The 22,422-nt window shown below is 71.5% G+C and carries 22 protein-coding genes; 9 read left to right on the top strand and 13 right to left on the bottom strand.

Annotated features, from left to right (window positions below):
- Positions 1–34: 34 nt before the first annotated feature.
- The 3 genes from ACTWPV_RS32235 to ACTWPV_RS32225 are packed head-to-tail and all read right to left on the bottom strand — an operon-like array spanning position 35 to position 3,480.
- Positions 35–949: an amino acid ABC transporter permease gene (locus ACTWPV_RS32235; protein WP_347650674.1), complete on the bottom strand. Its 915-nt coding sequence runs from the start codon at positions 947–949 to the stop codon at positions 35–37.
- Positions 946–1,896, bottom strand: a complete 951-nt coding sequence (locus ACTWPV_RS32230) for an ABC transporter substrate-binding protein (RefSeq protein WP_347650675.1) — start codon at positions 1,894–1,896, stop codon at positions 946–948. The genes ACTWPV_RS32235 and ACTWPV_RS32230 overlap by 4 nt, the downstream gene beginning before the upstream one ends.
- Positions 1,897–1,911: 15 nt before the next feature.
- Positions 1,912–3,480: an amidohydrolase gene (locus ACTWPV_RS32225; RefSeq protein WP_443154668.1), complete on the bottom strand. Its 1,569-nt coding sequence runs from the start codon at positions 3,478–3,480 to the stop codon at positions 1,912–1,914.
- 110 nt (positions 3,481–3,590) lie between these two features.
- On the opposite strand from ACTWPV_RS32225, the gene ACTWPV_RS32220 reads away from it, so the two are divergent.
- Complete coding sequence (locus tag ACTWPV_RS32220) at positions 3,591–4,466, top strand: LysR family transcriptional regulator (protein ID WP_443154667.1); 876 nt, start codon at positions 3,591–3,593, stop codon at positions 4,464–4,466.
- A 123-nt stretch (positions 4,467–4,589) separates the two neighbouring features.
- Positions 4,590–5,138, top strand: coding sequence for a hypothetical protein (locus ACTWPV_RS32215; protein ID WP_347650678.1), 549 nt, complete (start codon positions 4,590–4,592; stop codon positions 5,136–5,138).
- 57 nt (positions 5,139–5,195) lie between these two features.
- Here the strand turns inward: ACTWPV_RS32215 and ACTWPV_RS32210 are convergent, their stop codons facing one another.
- Both ACTWPV_RS32210 and ACTWPV_RS32205 read right to left on the bottom strand, forming a co-directional pair.
- Positions 5,196–5,855, bottom strand: coding sequence for a class I SAM-dependent methyltransferase (locus ACTWPV_RS32210; protein ID WP_443154666.1), 660 nt, complete (start codon positions 5,853–5,855; stop codon positions 5,196–5,198).
- An 87-nt stretch (positions 5,856–5,942) separates the two neighbouring features.
- Positions 5,943–7,511 (bottom strand): MDR family MFS transporter, encoded by a 1,569-nt coding sequence (locus ACTWPV_RS32205; protein WP_443154665.1) that lies wholly within the window; start codon positions 7,509–7,511, stop codon positions 5,943–5,945.
- A 216-nt stretch (positions 7,512–7,727) separates the two neighbouring features.
- Here ACTWPV_RS32205 and ACTWPV_RS32200 point away from each other — a divergent pair, with 216 nt between their 5' ends.
- Positions 7,728–8,714 (top strand): phosphotransferase family protein, encoded by a 987-nt coding sequence (locus tag ACTWPV_RS32200; protein WP_443154664.1) that lies wholly within the window; start codon positions 7,728–7,730, stop codon positions 8,712–8,714.
- 40 nt (positions 8,715–8,754) lie between these two features.
- Here the strand turns inward: ACTWPV_RS32200 and ACTWPV_RS32195 are convergent, their stop codons facing one another.
- A complete protein-coding gene (locus ACTWPV_RS32195; protein ID WP_347650682.1) occupies positions 8,755–9,627 on the bottom strand; it encodes an SDR family oxidoreductase in 873 nt (290 codons plus the stop codon).
- A 117-nt stretch (positions 9,628–9,744) separates the two neighbouring features.
- Between ACTWPV_RS32195 and ACTWPV_RS32190 the strand changes: the two genes are divergently transcribed.
- Positions 9,745–10,248: a MarR family winged helix-turn-helix transcriptional regulator gene (locus tag ACTWPV_RS32190; protein WP_443154663.1), complete on the top strand. Its 504-nt coding sequence runs from the start codon at positions 9,745–9,747 to the stop codon at positions 10,246–10,248.
- A gap of 43 nt (positions 10,249–10,291) precedes the next feature.
- Positions 10,292–11,137, top strand: a complete 846-nt coding sequence (locus ACTWPV_RS32185) for a PHP domain-containing protein (RefSeq protein ID WP_443154662.1) — start codon at positions 10,292–10,294, stop codon at positions 11,135–11,137.
- Positions 11,138–11,156: 19 nt separating this feature from the next.
- Here ACTWPV_RS32185 and ACTWPV_RS32180 read toward each other — a convergent pair whose 3' ends face one another.
- Both ACTWPV_RS32180 and ACTWPV_RS32175 read right to left on the bottom strand, forming a co-directional pair.
- Positions 11,157–12,209 carry an ABC transporter substrate-binding protein gene (locus tag ACTWPV_RS32180; RefSeq protein WP_443154661.1) on the bottom strand — a complete coding sequence of 351 codons (1,053 nt, stop codon included), beginning with the start codon at positions 12,207–12,209 and terminating at the stop codon, positions 11,157–11,159.
- Positions 12,206–12,736: a SigE family RNA polymerase sigma factor gene (locus tag ACTWPV_RS32175; protein WP_443154660.1), complete on the bottom strand. Its 531-nt coding sequence runs from the start codon at positions 12,734–12,736 to the stop codon at positions 12,206–12,208. The genes ACTWPV_RS32180 and ACTWPV_RS32175 overlap by 4 nt, the downstream gene beginning before the upstream one ends.
- Before the next feature lie 164 nt (positions 12,737–12,900).
- Between ACTWPV_RS32175 and ACTWPV_RS32170 the strand changes: the two genes are divergently transcribed.
- From ACTWPV_RS32170 to ACTWPV_RS32160, 3 genes are all read left to right on the top strand, one after another.
- Positions 12,901–13,329 carry a pyridoxamine 5'-phosphate oxidase family protein gene (locus tag ACTWPV_RS32170; RefSeq protein WP_443154659.1) on the top strand — a complete coding sequence of 143 codons (429 nt, stop codon included), beginning with the start codon at positions 12,901–12,903 and terminating at the stop codon, positions 13,327–13,329.
- A gap of 16 nt (positions 13,330–13,345) precedes the next feature.
- Positions 13,346–13,867, top strand: a complete 522-nt coding sequence (locus ACTWPV_RS32165) for a histidine phosphatase family protein (protein ID WP_443154658.1) — start codon at positions 13,346–13,348, stop codon at positions 13,865–13,867.
- Between the two features lie 242 nt (positions 13,868–14,109).
- On the top strand, positions 14,110–14,541 hold the full coding sequence (locus ACTWPV_RS32160; protein ID WP_443154657.1) for a hypothetical protein: 432 nt from the start codon (positions 14,110–14,112) through the stop codon (positions 14,539–14,541).
- Between the two features lie 33 nt (positions 14,542–14,574).
- Here the strand turns inward: ACTWPV_RS32160 and ACTWPV_RS32155 are convergent, their stop codons facing one another.
- Together ACTWPV_RS32155 and ACTWPV_RS32150 are read right to left on the bottom strand one after the other, a co-directional pair.
- Entirely contained in the window at positions 14,575–15,789 is a 1,215-nt protein-coding gene (locus ACTWPV_RS32155; RefSeq protein ID WP_443154656.1) for an MFS transporter, read from the bottom strand.
- Positions 15,786–16,874 (bottom strand): alkene reductase, encoded by a 1,089-nt coding sequence (locus ACTWPV_RS32150; RefSeq protein ID WP_443154655.1) that lies wholly within the window; start codon positions 16,872–16,874, stop codon positions 15,786–15,788. The genes ACTWPV_RS32155 and ACTWPV_RS32150 overlap by 4 nt, the downstream gene beginning before the upstream one ends.
- 99 nt (positions 16,875–16,973) lie before the next feature.
- Here ACTWPV_RS32150 and ACTWPV_RS32145 point away from each other — a divergent pair, with 99 nt between their 5' ends.
- Positions 16,974–19,676: an ATP-binding protein gene (locus ACTWPV_RS32145; protein ID WP_443154722.1), complete on the top strand. Its 2,703-nt coding sequence runs from the start codon at positions 16,974–16,976 to the stop codon at positions 19,674–19,676.
- A 99-nt stretch (positions 19,677–19,775) separates the two neighbouring features.
- Here ACTWPV_RS32145 and ACTWPV_RS32140 read toward each other — a convergent pair whose 3' ends face one another.
- From ACTWPV_RS32140 to ACTWPV_RS32130, 3 genes are all read right to left on the bottom strand, one after another.
- Positions 19,776–20,732 (bottom strand): hypothetical protein, encoded by a 957-nt coding sequence (locus tag ACTWPV_RS32140; protein ID WP_443154654.1) that lies wholly within the window; start codon positions 20,730–20,732, stop codon positions 19,776–19,778.
- 126 nt (positions 20,733–20,858) lie between these two features.
- Positions 20,859–21,437: a TetR/AcrR family transcriptional regulator gene (locus tag ACTWPV_RS32135; RefSeq protein WP_443154653.1), complete on the bottom strand. Its 579-nt coding sequence runs from the start codon at positions 21,435–21,437 to the stop codon at positions 20,859–20,861.
- Positions 21,438–21,501: 64 nt separating this feature from the next.
- Entirely contained in the window at positions 21,502–22,422 is a 921-nt protein-coding gene (locus ACTWPV_RS32130; RefSeq protein ID WP_443154721.1) for a zinc-binding dehydrogenase, read from the bottom strand.

Genomic DNA, 22,422 nt, shown 5'->3' with positions numbered 1-22,422 from the left:
CCGGCGGCCTGCACGACCTGCGTCCCCGGCGCGGTCACGCCGTCGCCTTCGGCAGGACCCTGGCCGCCAGGCCGCCGCCGCGCACGAGACGTACGGCGTCGGAACCGAACCGGCGCTCCAGCCTCCCCTGCAGGAAGGTCGCCACGGCGGTCATCAGCATGTACCACAGGCTCGCCACGATCAGCAGCTCCATGATCAGGTTGTTGGCCTTGTAGATCTGGCTGGCGTTGGTCATCAGGTCGTGCCCGGCGACCACGTACACCAGCGACGTGGTCTTCAGCATGGAGATGAACTCGTTGCCCGTCGGCGGGATGATGATGCGCAGCGCCTGCGGGAGCACGATGACCCGCATCCGCTTGCCGGGGGTCATGCCCAGCGCGTACGCCGCCTCCGTCTGCCCCTTGTCGACGGCCTGGATGCCGGCGCGCACGGTCTCGGCGAAATAGGCCGCCAGGTTCAGCCCCAGGCCCAGCATGGCGGAGGTGAAGCCGGTCATCACCTCGTTGGTGTCCCACTTGAGGCCGATCATGGTGAACGGGATCTTGAGCACCAGCTCGGGGAACAGGTAGGCCAGGTTGTACCAGAAGATGAGCTGCACCAGGACGGGCGTGCCGCGGAAGAACCAGATGTACCCGCCGGCCAGCCCGCTCAGCACCGGGTTGTACGACAGCCGCATGATCGCGATCAGCACGCCAAGCACCAGCCCGAGAGCCGTGGCCACCACCGAGATCTCGATGGTGACCCAGACCCCGGCCAGGATGCGGTCGTCGAGCAGGTATTCGGCGACCTTGCTCCAGTCGAGGCGAGGGTTGACGACGACCAGGTAGGCCAGCCAGCCCGCGACCGCCAGCGCGGCGGCGGCGCCCACCCAGCGGCCCCAGTGCAGGGTCCGCGCGACGGGGACGGGGGTCCCCGTCTCGTCGAGGATCGGCTCGGTCCGCACGGTCACTTACCGCCGTTGACCGTGGCGGACTCGACGGCCAGCTTCTCCAGGTTCCACGCCTTGAGCACCTTGCCGTACTCGCCGCTCTGGATGAGGGAGTTGAGCGCGCCCTTGACGGAGTCGATCAGCTCCTTGTCGTCCGGCTTCATGCCGATGCCCCACAGGCTCTCCGTGCCTTCGAGCGCGATCCCCTCCACCCCGAGCTTGGGGTCGGCGGCCTTGTAGGTCGTCACCACGTAGTCGGTGATGCTGGCCTGCGCCCGACCGCCGCCGACCTGGAGCAGGGCCTCCTGGTCACCGGGGAACTTCAGGATGGTCAGGCCGCCCTTGCCGGCCTTCTCGCAGTCGGCGTCGTACTGTTCGGCCAGCGCGAGCGACGAGCCGTTGTCGACGACGGAGACCGTCTTGCCGCACAGGTCGTCAGGCCCCGAGATGCCCGCCGGGTTGCCCTTCTTCACCAGGAGTCCCGCGCCCGCCCGCACGTAGTCGACGAACGAGAGCTTGCCCTGGCGTTCGGCGTTGTCGGTCATCGAGGAGATGACGAAGTCGTAGCGGCCGGTGAGCACGCCGGGGATCTGCGAGTTGAACTCCTCGTCGGTGATGGTCACCTTGACGCCGAGCTTCCTCGCGATGGCCCGGGTCAGCGAGGGGTCGAGCCCGATCGCGGTCTTGCCGTCGGAGGCGTACAGCTCCATCGGCGGGTAGCCGAGGGAGGAGACGACCTTCAGCCCGTCGGTCTTCAGCCGGGCGGGCACCTTGGCGGCGAGCGCCTGGTCCGGGTTGATCGCGTTGATCACGTCGGCCGCCTTGTCCTCGGCGGGGGCCTGGTCGAGCACGACGGGCGCGGCCGACTGCTCGGCCTGCGGGCCCGAGTCGAGGGGCTCGGCGCCGCAGGCCGTGGCGGCGGCGAGCAGCGCACCGGCAGCGAGCAACGTACGGATCCGGGTGTTCACTGGGGGGGTTCTCCTTCAGCTTCGCTGCCAGCGGACTTCGCCGCCGACGACGGTGGTCATGACCTTGGTGCGCAGCACCGCGTCCGGTGACTCCCGGTAGGGGTCGGTGTCCACCGCGATGAAGTCGGCGAGCTTGCCGGGCGCGAGGGTGCCCTTGCGCTCTTCCTCGCCCGCCGCGTAGGCCGCGCCCAGGGTGTGCGCGGTGATGGCCTCGGCCATGCTCAGCCGCTGCTCGGGCTGCCAGCCGCCAGGAGGCGTGCCATCGGGGCGGGTACGGGTGGCGGCGGCGTGGAGCGCGGCGAACGGGTTGGGGTGCTCCACGGGGGCGTCGGAGCCGAAGGCCAGGGCGACGCCCACGTTCAGCATCCCGCGCCAGGCGTAGGACGCCACCCCGTGACCGGCCAGCAGGGAGTCGACCAGGTCGATGTCGCTGGTGCAGTGCACGGGCTGCATGGAGGCGGCGATGCCCAGCCGGGCCATCCTCGCCAGGTCGCCGGGCCGCAGGTGCTGGGCGTGCTCGATGCGGTGCCGCAGGCCGGGCGTGCGGCCGATGGCCTCGTAGGCGTCGATGACGAGGCGGTTGGCCCGGTCGCCGATCGCGTGCGTGGCCACCGCGATGCCGGCGCCCGTAGCCCTGCCGAACAACTTGACGAGGTCGTCGTACGGCGTGACCGCGATGCCGGCGTTGCCCTGGTCGCCGGCGAAGGGTTCGCTCATGTGACAGGTGTGCGAGCCGAGCGCGCCGTCGCTGAAGATCTTCACGGGCCCGGTGCGGATCCAGTCGTCGCCCTGCCCGGTGCGGCGCCCCTCCTCGATGGCGGCCTCCAGGTGGGTCGCCGGGATCGCCTTGTGCACGCGCAGCTTCAGCCGGCCCGTCTCGCGCAGCTCCAGGTAGGCCGCCAGGCAGTCCTCGCCGTCGATGTCGTGCACGCTGGTCAGGCCGAGCCCGAGCAGCTCCTCCTGGGCGGCGCGGAGCCGGTCGGTCAGGTCGGCGGAGACCATGAGGTGGCGCAGCGGGTACGACGCCGACTCGCGCAGGATGCCGGTCGGCTCCCCGTCGGCGTCCCTGACGATCTCGCCACCCACCGGGTCGGGGGTGCCGGCGTCGATGCCGACCAGGCGCAGGGCCGCGGTGTTGGCCCAGACCGTGTGGCCGTCGACGCTGGGCAGCGCGACCGGCAGTCCGGGGCAGACCGAGTCCAGGGCGTACCTGTCCGGCTGGGCGGGCGGGTCCCAGGTGTTGCTGTTCCAGCGGCCGCCGAACAACCAGGCGCCCGGTCGCAGGCGGGCGGCGTGCGCGGCCACCCTGGCCAGGGCCTCGTCCAGGGAGCGCACGTCGCGCAGGTCGACCGCGTCGAGGCTCAGGGCGTACTGGGCGGTGTGGATGTGGGCGTCGTAGAGGCCGGGCAGGACGGCGGCGCCCTCCAGGTCGATCAGCTCCGCGTCCGGCCCTGCGGCCCCGCGAACGTCCGCCTCGCTGCCGACGGCCAGCAACATCTGGCCCTTCACGGCCATGGCCTGGGCCAACGGGTTCTCGCCGGCTCCGGTGTGGATGGCGGCGTTGCGGTACACGCGGATGCTCACGGGACTCTCAGCGGCTCGGAAATGTGATGGGCCTCACTGTAGGAGTAGCTAAATGCAGGTGGAAGTGCTACAAACACGACATTTAGCGCTTCTGAGGGTAAGGGTTGCTGATGCTGAAGCCGGAGCACCTGCGCACTCTCCGTGAGGTCGTGCAGCGGGGATCGTTCGCGGCCGCCGCCAACCGGCTCGGGTACACCCCCTCCGCCGTCTCCCAGCAGATGGCCGCCCTGGAGCGGGAGATGGGCGTGACGCTGTTCGAGCGCTTCGCCCACAGCGTGCTGCCCACCAGCGCAGCCGAGGTGCTGGCCAGGCACGCGGAGGTCGTGCTCATCGACATCGAGCGCATGATCTCCACCGTCCAGGAGGTGCACAGGAACAGCGAGCGGCAGATCCGCCTGGGAATCTTCCCGAGCTTCGCCGACGTGCTGACCGGCGTCCTGCGCGACATGGAGCCCGCCGACCGGGCCGCGATCCGGCTCACCGTGGCCGAACCCTCACAACTCATCCCGCGCCTGGGCGCGGGCGGCGAACTGGACGCCGCCATCGTCTACCAGGTGGGCAACTCCGGCCTGTCGTGGCCGTCATCGCTGGGCCGGCGGTGGGTCGCCGAGGACCGCTACAAGGTCGTCCTGCCGCGCGGCTGGCCCGACCTGGCGCCGTACCGGGTGGAGCAGTTCGTCGACCTGCCGTGGATCGTGCACCATCCGGCGAGCAGCGACGCGTCCTTCTTCGACGGCGTGTTCGCGCGCTGGCGGCTGCACCCGAGGGTGGCCTGCCACTCCGACGACTTCAAGATCACACTGGCCATGGCCGAGTCGGGGCTGGGCGCGGCGCTCGTCCCCGACCTCGCGCTGCGCGATCATGGCCGGGACATCGTGGTCGCCGACGTGCCATGGTTGAACACCAGCCGCAGCATCTTCACCCTCGTCCGCCCCGACCGCGAGAGCGCCCGCCTGCAGTCACTCCTGGACGCGCTGGCCGTCTGACCACCCCCCGCCGGGGCGCCGCTCGCTCGCCGGCCGCCCGGGGTCCTCGATCGCGAGCCGTCCGCCGGACGGCGCTGCTGACAGACCGTAGCCGCGCGATCATGCGGATGTTATCTTGCGCGGATGAGATGGGTACGCCTCGCGCCCGCCGTGGTCGTCGGGATGCTGGTCACCTCCTGCGCGGACGGCCCGCCACCGGCCACCCCGGCGACCGCCTCCCCCGCCCCCGCGACCACCACCGCCGGCCCGTCCCCTTCCGGATCAGCGGGGACGCCGAAGGTGACGCGGGACGTCCAGAACGCTTTCCGGGCCGCGATGGACGCGCACCCGGGCGCGGACAAACTAGACAGGTGTACCCGGCGCACCCCCCTGAGCAGCAAGACCTGCGGCAAAGCGCTCGCGGCGGCGGTCAAGGTCGCCACCGGCACCGCGCGCCGGCTGCGCAAGCAGAACCCGGAATATGCCGACCTGCTCTACGGCGCGGTGCTCCTCACCGCCAGGGACATGCAGCAGATGCTCACGCGGATGCGCGACCCGATCCCCTGCTACGGGCTCAGCGACGCGCCGCAACCACCGCCGCCGCTGCGTGCCGAGGCACAGGAGATCTGCGCCGAGGCCGCCGACATCACCAAGTCGACGTGGCGGATCTTTCTCGCGCAGGTCGAACGCTGACGTGCCGCGTACCCGCCGACGAACGCCCCGCGCGTCACCCCGCGAGATCCCCCGGAGTCAGGCCCGCCCTCCCGCTCCCCAGAACAGCGGCCCAGAGGTCGGGTGGACCGTGATGCGCCACCCGATCCGCTCGAGTTGCCGTTCGAGGTCCGCCGGGCGGTGCGGGACCTTGACGATCCGGTAGGCGGTCCCGTCCATGAGCCGGCGCCGGATGGTCACGGACTGCTCGCCCTCGATCAGCTCGTCGGCGGTCCGGTAACTGTCGTCGACGAAGAACACCCGCCCGTCCGGCTTCAGGCAGTCGGCCACCAGCGACCAGAAGGACACGAAGCGTTCCGGCGGAACGTGCGACAGCCAGAACCCGAAGAAGACGACGTCGTAACGGCGCTCCGGACGCCAGCGGAACAGGTCGGCCGCCACGAACCGCACCCGATCGTCCCCGCCCACCCGCGTCGAGGCGATGGCGAGCATTTCCCGGGACGCGTCGACGGCGGTGACGTCTGTGGCGTGCCGGAGCAGCTGGGCGGTCCATGTGCCGGGGCCGCAGGCGAGTTCGAGCACGCTGCCCACCGGCCCGAACGCGTCAAGCGCCGCCGGCAGCTCGGAGGCTCCGGGGAAGGGAAGAGCGTGGCGTTCGTACTCCGGGGCCACCGCACCGTAGTAGACGGCCTGTTCGTCGAGCAGCTCTTGCAGATTTCCACCATCAGTCGATCCCATGGATCAACCATCACAAAGCGTCCCGCCGGCGGCGACACGGGCCGCGCCGAAACCCCGTTGAGCCGTTGCCCGGACCGATGACCCGGCTCAGGCCTCCGATCGGCTGGGCTCCTCGATCTCGCCGGCGTTGTCGGCGCGGGCCGGGAGGAGCAGGGCGGTGACCACCACGACCACGGACAGCACCGCGCCGATGATGAAGGCCAGCCGCATGCCGCCGAGGTTGGCGAGCACCTCCGTGACACCCTCGGAGCGCAGGGCCTCGGCACGCGCGCTCATCACGGTGATCACCAGCGCGGTCCCCATGGCGGCGGCGACCTGCTGCAGCGTGCTCAGGATCGAGCTGGCGTGGGAGTAGAGCGACGGCGGAACCGCTCCGAGGCCGAGGGTGAACACCGGGGTGAAGGTCACGGCCAGGCTCACCATCAACAGCGCGTGCAGGCCGAGGAGCTGCCAGACCGGCATGGTCATCGTGACCTGGGTGAAGCCGACGAGCGCGAACATGATCCCGATCGCGCCGGGGATGACCAGAACCCGGCCGCCGAACCGGTCGAACAGGCGGCCGACGGTCGGACCGAGCAGCCCCATCGCCAGACCGCCGGGCATGACGAGGAGCCCGGTCTCCAGGGCGCTGAGCTGGCGGACGTTCTGGAGGTAGAGCGGCAGCAGGATCATCGAGCCGAGCATCGCCATGAATGCCACCGACATCATGATCAGCGCGACCGTGTAGGTGCGGTGACGGAAGGTGCGCAGATCCAGCAGCGGCGCGCCACGCTTCTGCAACGCCAGCTGGCGGACGACGAACACGGCGATGGACACCAGGCCCGCGACCACGATCGCGGCGGCGACGCGCACGTCACCGCCCTCGAACCGGCTGAGCCCGTAGACCAGCCCGCCGAAGCCCGCGGCGGCGGTCACCACGCTCAGCCAGTCGACGGTGCTGAACCGGGGCTCTCCGACGTTCTTGAGCTGCTTCAGCCCGCTCCACGTCACCACGGCGGCGATGGGGAGCACCACGGCGAACAGCAGCCGCCACGACCCGAACTGGAGGATCACCCCGGAGACCGTCGGACCCATCGCGGGCGCCACCGACATGGCCAGGCTGACGTTGCCCATCACGCGGCCCCGATCCTCCTCGGGCACCACCTGCATCAATGTGGTCATCAGCAGCGGCATCATCACGGCCGTGCCGGACGCCTGGATGATGCGGGCGGCCAGCAGCACCTCGAACGACGGCGCGACTGCGGCCAGCGCCGTGCCGGCCAGGAACAGACCCATCGCGACGGTATAGGCGCTGCGGGTGGACACCCGCTGCAGGAACCAGCCGGTGATCGGGATCACCGCGGCCATGGTCAGCATGAAAGCGGTCGAGAGCCACTGCGCGGTCTGCTCGGTGATGTGCAACGCGCTCATCAACTGCGGGATCGCGTTGATCATGATCGTCTCGTTGAGGATGACCACGAACGTGGCCAGCACCAGCAGCCGGATCACGGGCGGGGTGCGGCCCTTGACGCCGGTCGCGGAAGTGGCAGGTGAGTCGAGCAGGGAGCCGGGCACGATACCTCGATCGGGGTTGTCGGGAGTGACGTCGTCGCGGCTGGCGTCCCAGCCTCGGGTCTCACAAGAAGTGGTGGTCATGTACAGATTGACCTGCGCCACCGACAAAACTCATCGACCGCGCCCAACATTCCGACAAGCGCCACAAAATGTCACCCGAATTTCCGCGGCACCGGACGACGACCTCCAGGCCGCAGGGCGCCCCACCCCATGACCTGCACGAACACCCCTAACAGGGCTACGCCACCACCGCGGCGGGCACCCCGCGCGGGCATCGGCGCCGCACACGCTCGGCGGGCCTTCGTACAAGATGGCGGGGTGGACTTCCAGCCGATCGAACGGCCCGCGGGGGCGTTCCAGGAGCCGGTGACCGCCGACCAGATCCAGGCGGTCTGCCGCCGGATCTTCGGCCCGGGCGCCGCCGTGTCATCCGCGGTCGAGATGGGCCTGGGGATGTACAACACCACCTATCGCGTCACCGTCGAAGGCCGGAGCCGTCCGGTGATCGTGCGCTTCGCGCCCGGGCCGGAGCGCCAGTTCGTCTCCGAGCGGGAGCTCATGCGCAACGAGTACGCCACCGTGCCGCACCTCGCCAGGATCGCCCCGTTGATGCCACGCGTCGTCGCGGCCGACTGGTCGCACGAGCTCGTCGGCAGGGACTACCTGGTGCAGACCCTGCTCGACGGCGTTCCTGCCGCCGAGGGGCTGCGCACGTATCCGCGCCGGGCGCGGACGGGCTTCTTCCGTCAGATCGGGGAGATCGCCAGGACGGTGCACGAGGTGCGAGGCACGCGATTCGGCCCCGTGGCGGGGCCGGCGTACGACACGTGGAGCCAGGCGGTGACCGGATCGTTGCGGGACATCGCGGCCGACCTGGACGGGCTGGGGCTGGACGCCGCCGACCTGCGCAAGGCCGCGGCGCTGGCCGCCGAGCACCACGCCGTGCTGGACGAGATCACCGAGCCGCGCCTGCTCAGCGGCGATCTGTGGACCATCAACATCATGATCGCCGAAGGTGCTCCCGAGCCGGTCATCTCAGGAGTGTTCGACCTGGACCGCACGCTGTGGGGTGACCCGGCCGCCGACTGGCCGATCCGGATGGCCGCGTCCAGACAGGATGAGCGGGTGGCGTTCTGGGAGGCGTACGGGGAGCGGGACGAAAGCCCCTCGGCGGTGGTGCGGTCGCTGATCTATGAGATTCGCCACCTCGGGGCCGTCCGGCTGGAGCGCCACCGTCTCGGCGACCCCGGCGGGGTCGGGGACTCGTACGACGCCGTGGCGGCCGTGCTGGCGGAGCTCACGTGAAGCGGACCGCCCCGCGCGCCACCGCGATCACCTGGGCGCGCTACGCGGTGAACGCCGCCGCGTGGTCGCGGGCGAAGTCGGCGAAGCGGCGGGGCGGGCGGCCGACGACGTCCTCGACATCGGTCGTCGTGTAGTCGCCGAAGCCGGAGCCCAGCGCCTGCCCGTACTCGACGAGCATCCCGGCGAGCCAGTCGGGGATGCCGCCGGCGACCATGCCCGTGCGGGCGTCTTCCGCACCGGCGGCGACGTACTGGATCGTCCTGCCGAGCACCTGCCCGAGCTGTTCGGCCGCCTCGGTGTAGGTCAGCGTCTCAGGCCCGGACGGTGTGTAGATCCTGCCGTGGTGGTGCTCCGGCTCCGCGCGCAGAATGTGGGCCGCGACGTCGGCGACGTCGCGCATGTCGATCATGCCGAGCCGGCCCTGCCCCATGTTGAGCGAGAAGATCCCGTCGTGGGCGATGCGGCCGGCCTGCCAGAGCAGGTTCTGCATGAAGGCGTGCGGGCGCAGGATCGTCCAGAACAGGCCGGACGCCTGCAGCTCATGGTCGGAGAGGGCGTGCAGGCGTCCGTTGCGCGTCGGGGCGTCGTAGGCGGCGCCGATCGCCGACAGGCGCACGACTCGCTCCACGCCTGCCTGGCGGGCGGCCCAGAGCGCGTTCATGCTGTGCTCAGGCGCTCGGGGGTCCATCGCGGTCAGCAGCCACAGGTCGTTCACCCCCTTGAAGGCGGGCGGAAGGGTGCTCGGGTCGCCCAGATCCCCGGCGACGACCTCGACGCCCCGTCGTTCCAGCGCGCCGGCCCTGGCCCGGTCCCTGACCAGCGCCCGGAGGGCGAGGGCGGAGCCGTCGAGGGCATCGAGCAGGGCGCTCGACACGCTGCCGGTCGCCCCGGTGATGAGGACTGTGCGGCTCATCGTCCGTCCTTTCGTGAAGGGTTCCCTGCCCGAGCGGGTCAGGGTCTCGAATGGACAATAGTCCCGAAATGTGACTATCACAAGATGCGACTAGCACAGAGTGGTACTATACGGGGCGTGACGCACGCTCCCGAAGGCGAACGCAGCCGGATGATCACGCAGGATCCCGACCTGGGGATCCTCGCCGCGCGGTTGCTGTTCTCGTTGCAACGGGAGGTCTTCGCGCGGCTCGCCGAGAGGGGGCACAGCGAGGTGAGCCCGCGCCACGGGGCGATCCTGGCCTACCTCGACGCGGGCGGCGTGCGCGCGACGGAGCTGGCGCGGCTCTCGGGCCGGCACAAGCAGATCGTCGGCCGGCTGGTCGACGAGCTCGAGGCGCTCGGCTACGTGGAGCGCAGGCCGGATCCGGCCGACCGCCGCGCGAAACTCGTCGTGCCGACCGAACGCGGCCTCGACCAGCAACGCCACGCGGATGAGATCATCGCCGACATCGAGCGCCGGCACGCCGGCACGATCGGCGAGCCCGCCTACGCGCAGCTGCGGCGAGCGCTGAAGGCGATCACCGAGGAGGCCACGGCCGAGCCGGACCAACGGGACGGCTCCAGATCAACGCCCGGCTGAATCCGTGCGCACCGGACGTGAGGGATCAAGGAGCGGTGGGTTCATGATGTCGCCCGCGGACAGCCACGTGCACAGCGAATGGTCGTGGGACGCCCCGTCAGGGTCGATGGAGCGCTCCTGCGCACGGGCGGTGGAGCTCGGGCTGCCGGCGATCGCCTTCACCGAGCACGTCGACCACACGGTCTGGACGGTCGCTCTCGACGCCCTCGCCCCGGACGACCACCTCGCGACCGTGGCCACGCCGCAGGGGCTGCTGGCTCCTCCGGCGTTCGACGCACCCGGATACCTGGAGGCGATCGAGCGGTGCCGGGAACGCTTCCCGGCCCTTCGCATCCTGAGCGGTCTGGAACTGGGCGAACCCCACTGGCACGCCGCCGCCGCCACGAAGGTGCTCGGAGCCGGACGGTTCGACCGGGTGCTCGGCTCCCTGCACTGCCTCCCGGACGGCGACGGCTTCGCCGAACCACCAGGCCAGTACGCGCACCGGCCCGCCGCCGACGTCGTCCGGCACTATCTGGCCGGGATCGTCGACCTCGTCACGCGGAGCGACGCGTTCTCCGTGCTGGCCCACATCGACTACCCCCTGCGTTACTGGCCGTCGCGGGAGGCCGGGCCCTTCGAGCTGCCGAAGTTCGAAGAGGAGTTCCGGCACGCGCTGCGGATGACCGCCCGGTCGGGCAGGGCACTCGAGATCAACACCCGCATACCGCTGCACCCGGCCATCGTCAGGTGGTGGCACGAAGAGGGCGGGGAAGCGGTCACGTTCGGCAGCGACGCCCACGACCCCGCCGCCGTCGCCCGCGGGTTCCGGGACGCGGCGGACATGGCGCGGGCTCACGGGTTCCGCCCCGGGCGGGACCCGTACGACTTCTGGGCGCGCGTGGACTGACCGCCATGGAGAGGGTCGCCTACCTGATGACGTCTCGCACGTCGAGCCCCTTCTCCAGCACCGAGTACTTCCGCGCCAGATCGGCCAGCCGCTGCAGCCCTTTCACGTCGAGCTCGGCGGAATATGACCCGAGTGCGAGGCCGTCGAGGTCGCGTGCGCTGAACTTCGTGGAGGAGGCAAGCGCCTGCACGGCCTGCGCGGGGTCGGCCGCGATCAGGCGGTGCGCCCTGGCGAGCGCACGCTGGAAGGCCGCGAGGGTACGCGGATTGTCCTGGATCCAGTCGTCGCCGGCCATCCAACCGGCGGTGGGCAGCCCTTCGAACTCCCCGGTCAGCGCCGGTCGCAGCACCCGCACGGCCTTCTCCCGCACGCTCGTGGTGAGGTAAGGCTCGGCCAGGAGGGTCGCCGCGATGCCGGCGTCCAGACCCTTGACGCCATTGTGGTAGGGGCTCTCGACCAGGATGACGTCCTCGGTCGTCAGCCCGCTCCGCTTCAGCAAGGCCGCGACGGAAAGCGACGAGAGTCCCCGAAGGTGCGGGACCGCGACCTTCCTGCCCTTGAGGTCGGCCACGCTCCGGATCCGGGATCCGGCCTTGACCACGAGTGCCATGCTCCCGGGACGGGCACGGTACAGGCCGCCGACGATGCGGACCTTCTTGTCGTGCTGCCGGGCCAGGAACGACCCGACATAGTCGGTCTGGGCGAGATCGAACTCGCCGGTCTCCGTCGCGGACACGGCGGCGATGGCATGGGAAGGGACAGGCCGCACCCGCAACCCTTCCGCGGCGAAATACCCCTTGTCCATGGCCACGTGGAGGGGCGCCGCCTCAACGGTGTCCGCCACGCCGACGTCGATGACGGCCCGCTCGGGCGGCGCCGCCGGGCGGGCGGCCTCCGGCCTGAGTTTGATCGCGACCGTGCCGCCCAGCACGACGACCACGACCACGGCGGCCGCCGCCATGGCGATGACGTTGCGCCGCCTGCGGTGGTATGCCTCGATCGCCCGACCCGCCAGATCCCGCTGGGGCATGTCGTCCGCGATGCGGCTGAGCTGGTCGCCTAGCCACGTCATCGGCGGACCTCCTTGATGTGAGCCTCGTCCAGGGTGGGGAGTTGCGGCGCCAGCTCGGGCGCCAGGGCGCGCAGGCGGGCCAGGGCGTGGTAGGTCTGGCTCTTCACGGTGCCGACCGAGCAGCCCAGCAGGCCGGCCACGTCACGCTCTGTGCGGTCCTCGTAGAAGCGCAGGACGAGCACCACGCGCTGCTTGGGTGTCAGCCGCATGAGCGCCTGGCGCAGGACGACCCGCAGCACGGTGGAGTCCTCCGGGTCGTGGGCTCGCTCGGGCGGGTTCGCGATGGACACCTCCCCCGTCGCGCGACGACGCCGCCACGAGATGTGCTGGTTCACCATGGTCCTGCGGGCATACGCCTCCGGCCTGTCGACGTGGCGTAATCTCGGCCACCTGCCATACATCCGGACCAGCACGCTCTGTAAAAGATCCTCGGCGAGGTGGGCATCGCCGGTCAGCAGATATGCCAGGCGCATCAACCGGTGCTGATGCGCATCGGCGAATGCCTGGAAACTGGCATTGCGATCCAACGTCTCTCCTCATGTCAGTAACCTCCAGACGCTGTGGGCGTGCCAGAAGGTTGGCAGTCGGAGACGATCCAGCCGCGGGTGTGCCAGGAGGCGTGGCGACGCCCGCCGCGAGGTTCGACCTGATGGAGCGCGGGCAGAGGGGTGAACCCGGGGAAAGGGCCGCCATGAGCACCGCCGCCAGCCGGCTGACCGCCAAAGATCTCGAGTTTCTCAGACGCCCCCTGCACGGGTTCCTTTCCGTGGCCGGAGGAACGCAGCCGCCTCAACCCCGGCCCGTGTGGTTCGAGGCCACCGCGGAGGGGACGATCCAGCTCTTCACCGAGCCGGATTCCCTGAAGGTACGCCGCCTGCGCCGCGACCCCCGCGCCTCGATCGTCGTCGCGGCCCCGGTGGGCGAGCGCGAGCGCTGGGTGTCCGTCGCCGGTCACGCCACGGTGGAGGCCGACGGGGCGCACGACCTGTGCTCCCGCCTTGCCGCCCGCTACTGGGACCTCGACGACCAGACCCGGGCCGACGATCTCGCCACGATGCTGGCCGGCGACCTCATCCGCATCGTCATCCGTCCGGAGACCGTGCACCGCTACCCGAACTAACCGTAAATTTCGCCATATGTTGCTCCTGGTGCGCCATGCCATGCCCGCGTACGGCCCGGCCCTCCCCTCACACGAATGGACGCTCAGCACCGAAGGACGGCAAGCGGCCCGCCGGCTGGTCGCCCGCCTGCCCGAAGACGCCTGCCTCGTCTCCAGTGACGAGCCGAAGGCGTGGCAGACCCTGGGCGGCGACGACGCCGTCACGCGTGATCGGCGCTTCAACGAGGTCACCCGCGTGGAGCCGTGGCAAGGCGACTATCGCGAGTTGCGCCGCGCGTACGTCGAAGGCTCGGATCACGTGGACTGGGAGCCGCGGGCCGAGGTCGCCGGGCGCTTCGACGCCGGGCTCGCCGAGCACCTCGCGCGTGCCGGCGGGCGCCCGCTCGTGGTGGCGACGCACGGCATGGCGATGACCGTCTGGATGACGGCGCGGCTCGGCCTGGAGGGACCCGGCGGCTTCTGGGCGGACCTCCGCTTCCCTGACGCGCTTCTCGTCCGCCTCGACTCGGGCACCGTCCAGCGAGCCTTCGCCCTCTGAACGACACCGCCGGCGCCACACCCGCGGGGAGCCGGGGAACCAGCGCCAAGCGGGCGTGGCCGAATCGGTGGGATACCCGGCCTTGAGTGCCCCGGCAGCCTTACGACAGTGTTGATCTCGCCCTTCAGCGCCATCGGCGTGCCGGTTGCCGACGGCAGTCGCAGCACGGTCGGCCGAAGGCACCGGCACTTCGCCGCAAGTGTCACGGGCGACACATCGTTGACCATGTAAGGAGTACACGGATGCCCAGAACTGCGACGACGCTGCTGCTCGCAGGGCTCTGCACCATCGGCGGCATGACCGTCGCCACCCCGTCGCAAGCCGCGGCCGGCACCACCCCGGAGCGGGTGTGCGGGCCGGGCTACGTCCGAGTGAGCGACGGCACGCGCACCATCAAGTCCGGCAGCACCGTATACGGCCGCCTCTACCTGATGTACAGCAAATCGACCGGCAAAAACTGTCTGGCCCTCATCAATAGCACCAACAGGAACAAGCTCGTCAAGGCCACCCTTTACGTCAAGGGAGCGGGCGGCAAGTCCGTGTCCGGCTGGTCCGACTCCGACGCCGCGGTCATCCGACCGGCTGCGGGCAAGTGTGTGATGTATTCGGGCGAGATTCGCGTCGGCAGCAAGGTGGCGCGCGGCGGGCGCAGCTACTGGGGCAACTGCGGCTGATCCGCGACCGCGCGTGCCCTCCCGTTCGGGGAGTCAGCCGACCAGCAGCGTGGCGATGGCCGGGCCGAAGGCGGCGCCGAGCAGGTAGAGCAGGTTGAACAGGCCCATGGCCGCGGACTGCTCCCTGTCGGGCACGGCCAGAGCGGCACGGGTCGCGAACGCCCCCTGCCCGGAGGCCGCCGCGAGTGACGCCAGCGCCTGGGCGGCGAGGAGCAGAGCCCAGGCGCCGCTCACGGCGGCCAGCACCACGCCCGTCGCGCTCAGCACGGCGTACAGCACGACAGGAACCAGCAGCCCGCGGCGGGCGGTGAGCATGATCACCAGGTAGGACGCGAGGCCGCCGAACAGCAGCGGCCAGGTGATGGCCAACCCCACCTGCCCGCTGCTCCAGCCCGCGTTCTCGACGAGCAGCGGCGGCAGCGCGTACATCATCCCGAAGTTGACGACCGCCAGCAGGAACGCCAGCCCGGACGCGACCAGGAACGTCGGAGCGCGCACGACCTCGACCGGCACGAACCCGTCCGGCCGGGCGCGCAGGCGCAGCGCGAGCAGCACCCCGGCGGCCACCGCCGCGCCGCCCGCGGGCAACCACGTGTGCGGCACGAACACCAGCGCCGTGACCAGCGCGGTCAGCAGCGCGGCCCCGGCCAGGTCGAACGTCGTGCCGGACAGCGGCGTGAGCGGCCGCCGGCGCAACACGAACGGCACGGCGAGCACGCTGAGCGCGGGCAGCGCCAGCGTAGCCCTCCAGCCCAGCGTGCCCGCGACCACGTCACCGGCGAGCGGGGAGGCCGCCCCCACCGTCGCCAGCGACGCCGTGACCAGCCCCATCGTGCGCGGTGAGCCGGCGATGCTCATCGCGATGGTGGTGAGGCCGGCGGTCCCCAGGCCCTGCAGCGCGCTACCGGCCACGAGGAACGGCAGCGCCGGGGCGACCACCACCAGCGCCGCGCCCAGCAGCACGAGCGCGGCGCCCGCGAGCAGCGCCGTACGAGCGCCCCGGCGGCGCTGCAGGCCGGCCATCAGCGGGGTCCCCACCGCGATCGCCCAGCCGAACGCGGTGACGATCCAGGTCACCGCGCCGATCGTGACACCCAGGTCGTACGCCGTGTCGGCCAGGATCAGGCTGGGCCCGGCGATGCCGAAGGACAACGGGCCGGCCATCGTCGCCAGCCACGCCCCGGGAATCCCGCGGGCCGGCTGCGAGGCGGTGGGGCGGAGGCCGCCGGTCGCCGGGTGCGCGCTCATGGTGCGACCGCCGGGGTGAGCGTCGGGTAGTCCGTGTAGCCGCGGTGGTCGCCGCCGTAGAAGGTGGCGGGGTCGGCCTCGTTGTACGGTCCGCCGGCGGCGACACGTACGTGCAGGTCGGGGTTGGCCAGCCAGAGCCTGCCGAACGAGATCGCGTCGGCGAGCCCGGAGCGCAGCGCCTCCGTGCCGTCCTCGACGGTCGCGGCTCCGTCCCCGTCTCCGGGATGGGGGTTGAGCACGAGCGTCCCCGGCCACTCGGCGCGCAGCAGCTTGGTGATGTCGCGCGTGTCGTTCTCCGAGACGTGCAGGTAGGCCAGGCCGTAGGGAGCCAGAGCGCGGGCCAGCTCGGTGTAGAGCACGTCGGGGTCGCTCTCGTCCATGCCGTTGTAGGTGATGCCGGGCGAGACGCGGATCCCGGTGCGGGCCGGGCCGATGGCGTCGCTCACCGCGCGTACGACCTCCTCGGCGAACCTGATGCGCCCCTCCGCCGCTCCGCCGTAGGCGTCGGTACGCCAGTTGGTGTTGTCCGACAGGAACTGGTGGATGAGGTATCCGCTCGCCCCATGCAGCTCGACACCGTCGAACCCGGCGGCCATCGCGTACCTGGCCGAGGCCACGAACTCCTCGATGGCGCGGGCGATGTCCTCCATGGTCATCTCTCGCGGGGTGGGCAGGTCGAGCGGCCCGTCGGGAGTGTGGAGCCGCTCACCGGAGGGGATCGGCGACGGCGCCAGCGGCAGCTCGCCTCCCGGGTACAGGTAGGGGTGCCCGATCCGCCCCGCGTGCATGAGCTGCACGAAGATCCGCCCACCACGCCGGTGCACCTCGTCGGTGACCCGCCGCCAGGCCTCGGCCTGCTCCGGCGTGTGCAGGCCCGGCGTGTCGATGTACCCCTGTCCGAGCACGCAGGGCTGCGTGCCCTCGGTGATGATCAGCCCGGCGCCGGCGCGCTGGCCGTAGTATTCCGCGGTCAGCTTGTCCACCAGGCCGTCGCGGAAGGCGCGGCTGCGGGTCATCGGGGCCATGAGAAGGCGGTTGGACAGGTCCAGCCGGCCTACGGTCACAGGTTGCAGCAGTTCGTTCATGCCTCGACGGTAGGAACGAGCGCTTACGGGCCGAATCGGTAAGGTTACCGTGATTACGTACGGGTGGTCGGCGTACGTACGTAAGGATCGGGGGCGTTGGTGCTGTACGGCAGGGCAGTCGAGCAGGCCTCCATCCAGGCCCTCGTCGATGCCGCGCGCGCCGGACGCAGCGGTGGCCACGTGCTGCGCGGAGAGCCCGGGATCGGCAAATCCGCGCTCCTCGACTGGGCCGCCGGCTACGCGCGGCGAGCGGGCCTGCGGACGTTGCGGGTCACCGGCATCGAGGCCGAGGCCGACCTGGCCTTCGGCGGCCTGGTGCAGTTCCTGTGGCCCATGCAGGACCGGATCGGCGCGTTGCCCGGCCCTCAGGCCGACGCGCTGCGCGCGGTTCTCGCGCTGGACGACGGACGGCAGGGGGCACCGGACCGGTTCCTGTCCGGGCTGGCCGTGCTGACCCTCCTCGCGGAAGTGGCCGAGGAGAGCCCGCTGCTCTGCCTGGTGGACGACGCGCAGTGGCTCGACCAGGCGAGCGCAGACGCGCTGCGCTTCGCCGCCCGCCGCCTCGGCGCCGACGGGGTGGCGATCCTGTTCGCCGCGCGGGAGGAGGGCTTCACCGCGACAGGGCTGCCCGAGACGCGACTCTCGCGCCTGTCGCCGGCGGACGCGGCATTGTTGCTGGCGGACCGTGGGCTCACACCGGCCGTCCGGGAGCAGGTGATCGACGAGTCGGCGGGCAACCCGCTGGCGTTGATGGAGTTCTCCGTGGCGCAGCGGCCCTACCATTCGGCGGCCGGGCCGATGCCCGTCCCTGACCGGGTGCTGGCGGCGTACCGGTCACGGATCGCCGTGCTCCCGGAAAAGACCCGCCTGATGATGCTGACGGCCGCCGCCGAGGCGCGCGGGCACCTGCCCACCCTGCTGGGCGCGGCCGAGATGTTGGGCGTCGGTCTGGACGACCTGGCGGAGGCCGAGCAGGCCGGGCTGGTCGACGTCACCGCCGCGGTCGCGACGTTCCGGCATCCCCTGATCAGCACCGCCGCATACCAGGGGGCGCCGCTGGCGCAGCGGATCCTCGTGCACGAGGCGTTGGCGCGCGCGACCACCGACGACGACTGCCGGGCCCGGCATCTCGCCGCCGCCACGACGTGCCCGGACGAGAAGGTCGCCGAAGAGATCACTCGCGCGGCGGAGCGCGCCCGCGGCCGCACCGCGTACGCCGCCGCGGCCGGCCTGTACGAGCAGGCCGCGCAGCTCACCCCGGAGCCGCGGACGCGGGCGGCGCGGCTGGGCGAGGCGGCTTGGCTGGCGCTGTCAGCGGGACACGCCCACCAGGCCGCGGACCTGGTCGGGCAGGCCGAGTGGCTGGTCGCCGGCCCGACGTCACCGGCGGTGCTGGCACCGGTACGGGCGGCGGTGGAGTTCGAGCTGGGCGAACGGCGGCTGGCGGCCCGGGTGCTGGTCGAACGTTCGTCGGACGCCGGCCCGGAGCAGGCCGCGCTGATGTTGCGCGCCGGCGCCGGTTACGGGTGGTTCTGCGGCGACCGGCAGGCCATCCTCGCCGCGGCCGAGCGGCTGTGCGCGCTGGGGCGGCACGACCCGATGGTGTCCGGGATGGCGGCTCTCGTGCGAGAGGACTACGCGCAAGGGTTGCCGCTGCTCGCGGAGTTCGTGGCCGGCGCCCGCCAGGCGGCGCCGGACGCGTGGCGAGCGGCGCAGGACCTCCCTTCGGGCGCGCACCGGTGGCGGCCCGATGACGAGGTCCTGACGATGGCCTGGGGCGCGTTCTGCGCGATGATCATCGGCGCGGACGCGGCCGCCGCGGAGCTGGCACAGGCCGAGGTGGCCCGCTGCCGCCGGCACGGCCTCGTCGGCGCGCTGCCGCAGGTGCTCCAGGACCTCGCCGGCGTGCAGGTGCAGGAGGGCCGGCACCGCGAGGCCGAGGCGTCCGTCGCCGAAGCCGTCCAGCTGGTCCGTGACATCGGGCTGGAGCACCGCGTGCCGAGGCTCAACTCCGTGCTGGCGCGGGTCGCCGCCATCGACGGCGACGAGGAGCGCTGCCTCCAGCTGGCCGGGGACGAGCCCAACACCGGCGGCATGGCGGGCACCACCGCACTGAGCCTGCTCGACCTCGGACTGGGCCGCTATGCCGCGGCGCTCGACCGGCTGGAGGCGGCCGCCCGCGGCCCGCTACGGCACGCCTCCGGCCTGGTCAGTGCCGGCGCCGACCAGGTGGAGGCGGCCGTCCGGCTCGGCGAGCCCGAACGGGCGGCCGAGCCCCTGCGCCGCCTCGAAGCATGGGCGCTCGCCGGAGGACAGCGGTGGGCACAGGCGGTGAGCGCCCGCTGCCGGGCCATGGTCACCGACGACGAGGCCCACTACCTGCGCGCGCTCGAGGCACACGAGGAAGCGGGCCGGCCGTTCGAACAGGCACGCACCCGGCTGCTCTACGGCGAGTGGCTGAGACGGGCCAAGCGGCGCAGCGACGCCCGGACGCCGCTGCGCTCGGCGCTGACCGTCTTCGAGCGGCTGCACGCCACGCCGTGGGCCGAACGGGCGCGGGCCGAACTGCACGCGACCGGGGAGACCCTGACGCGGGCAGAGCCCACGGCCGCCGACCCCGTGGAGCGGCTCACCTCGCAAGAGCTCCAGGTCGTCCGTCTGGCAGCCGACGGCGCCACCAGCAGGGAGATCGCCGCACAGCTGTTCCTCAGCCCGCGCACGGTCGAGCACCATCTCTACCGCGCCTTCCGCAAGCTCGGCATCCGCTCCCGCCGCGAGCTGAGCCGCATCGACCTCTCCTGACGGCCGAGCTGACCCCGGCCGAACTCGCCGGCAAGCTCGGCATCCTGCCCCCCACCCGCGAGGCCGCGGGCCACGGTTCACGTGGTTCGGGCTCGGCCGTCAGGCGTTCGCCCGGCGGAGGCGTTCGGCTGCTTGTGTCCAGAGCGCTCTGCCCGACACCGCGGTGTAGCCGTGGAGTGCTTCCCATCGGACGTCGTGGGCCGCCGGCCAGAGGCCGGCCGCCCACGCGACCTGCTGCTCTTCGGCGGTGAACAGGCGGGCCCGCATGTCCTGATACGCGGCCAGGAACGCCTCGGTGCTCTCGATCGGCGGCAGGGTGGCCGGTCCCGTCTTGGCGAACACGGCACTCGCGGCTCCCACCAGGGCGGCTTCCGGTTGCCAGGCCAGGCTGTCCCAGTCGTGCACCGTCCACACCTCCTGGCCGTGCCACCGGAGGTTGTGCGCCTCGAAGTCGGCGTGGCCCAGCACGCAGGGCAGGTCAGCGGCCAGCATGCGCCGCCGGGCCCTGTCGGCGACCTCCATGACGTAGGCGGGTACGAGACTCTGGTCCTTCTCGTCGAGCGACTCGATCGACGGCCACAGCCCCGGGTCCGCATGGTCCCACCGCACCCAGCGCGGATTCGGCAGCGGCGGCGTGACGGCGAGGCCCGGCAGTGCGGTCATCAGCCGGGCGAAGACCTCCGCGCAGCGCACGGCGACGTCCGGGGCGTCCCCGCGCAGCACCTCTCCCCCGGGGCGGAACTCCTCCGCGTGCACGGCCAGGGAACCGACGCCGACGACCGGCGTGAGCGGGCGGGCGCAAGGGAACCCGTTCTCGGCCAGCCGGGCCTGCGCTGTCACGCATGACACCGCCCGGCCGTCGTCTCCACGGGCCTTGACCACGACGTCGTCACCGCCGGCCAGCCGGAGCTTGACCACGACGTCGTCACCGCCGGCCAGCCGGAGACCGAACACCGTCGACATGGACCGTTGGCGGAAGAGCACGTCGGCGGGCCGATCTCCGAGATGAGCCAGACACCATGCCGGCAGCCAGTCCGGTAGTTCGTCGAGCGCCACAGTGAAACTGTGCCACAGGAGACTCGCGTGCCGAGATCACGAGCCTCGCGACCCGGCGACCCTCGCCGGCGGGTGGACCCGGCGCCGGCCCTCGGCCTTCCGGTGGCCCTTCATGGCGCGGGCCGGTCAGTCCGGGGTGTCGGCGAGCTGGGTGACCAGGAAGTCGAGGCGCTCCTCCTGACCGTCCGAGGGGATACGGCCGCTGTCCGCCAGGGCGGCCATGCCGTGCAACGCGCTCCAGATGACTTCGGCGAACAGCTCGCGTCGCGCGTTGTCCGGGCGGAAGCAGCTGACGAGTTCGTCGAAGGCGGCGCGCAGTGGGGGCGGCGTCTCGGCGTGCGCGAACTTCATGTCGGTCGGCATGACGAACATGGCCTGGTAGAGGGCGGGTCGCTCGGTGGCGAACTCCAGGTAGGCGCGGCAGACGGCGTGCAGGGCCTGCCGCGGCTCGGGGCCGGCCGACCGGGCACGGCGCAGGTGGGCGGCGAGCTCGCCGAAGCCGTCGATCGCGACGGCGCGCACGATGGCGTCCTTGCCGCTGAAGTGGCTGTAGAGCACGGGCTGGCTGTACTCGACACGCTCAGCGAGCCTTCTCGTGGTCACCGCCTCCCAGCCTTCGGCCTCGGCGAGTTCGCGGGCTGCCGTGATGATCAGCTGATGGCGTCGGGCGCGCTCGCGTTCTCGACGCTCTCTGATGACGGACATGGACATGACTCTAGCAACGCTAGACATTCTGCCAACAGAATCTCAATCGTCGCCATCGGCACGGTCACGGGGTGAGGACGATCCGACCGAAGACGGTTCCGTCGTCCATCTGACGATGCGCCTCGGCAGCCTGATCGAGCTTCAGCACCTCGTGTACGACAGGGTGCAGGCGCCTCTCCACGGCGGCGTCGAATTGCTCGGAACGAACGGCGTTGCGCACGGCGACAGGAACGGCATCCAGGCTGAACGTCGCGAACGAGCGTGACTGCTGGAAGGACCGCATGAGGTGCGTCCCGAAGTCCGCCGGCGGCATGCCCGCGACGACGCCCACGAGGACCATGCGGCCGTTCGGCGCGAGCCGGTCGATGAACGCCGGCAGGTCGTTCCCGCCGACGATGTCGATGATCACGTCGTATGCGCCTGGTCCGTCGTCGCCACCGTGCCCCGCACGGTCGAGCGCAAGCGTCGCGCCCAGTTCCCGGAGCCGTTCCCCGCGTTCTGGAGAGGACGTGGTGACCGCGACGCCGCTCGCACCACCGCGGGCGGCGAGTTCCACCGTCGCGATGCCGATGCTGCCCCCCGCACCGCGTACGAGCACCGACTCACCGGCGGTGAAACGTGCGTGCGCAAGCGCGAAGTGCGCGACGGGGCCCGCGCTGCCGAGCGTTACGGCGTCGACCGGCGAGAGCCCGTCGGGGAGGGCGGTGACAGCGTCGATGTGAGCCGTGGCCAGTTCGGCGTAGCCTCCGCTCGTCCCCGTGAACGCCCACACGCGCCGCCCGAGCCATGACGGATCGATGCCGTCCCCGACCGCGGTGACCACCCCGGCCACCTCGCTGCCCGGAATCAGTCCTTCGGCGAACCCATAGCCGCCGAGGGTTCCGCGCCGGATCACGGCATCGACCCCGCCGACCCCGATCGCCTCAGACCGGACCAGGACCTCGCCGACGGCTGGGACCGGATCAGCGACCTCACGTACCGCCAT

It is taken from the genome of Nonomuraea sp. KM88 (assembly GCF_052245635.1).
Taxonomy (GTDB): Bacteria; Actinomycetota; Actinomycetes; order Streptosporangiales; family Streptosporangiaceae; genus Nonomuraea.
Note: the sequence above shows the minus strand (reverse complement) of the source record. Positions and strands in the feature narration are given on the sequence as shown.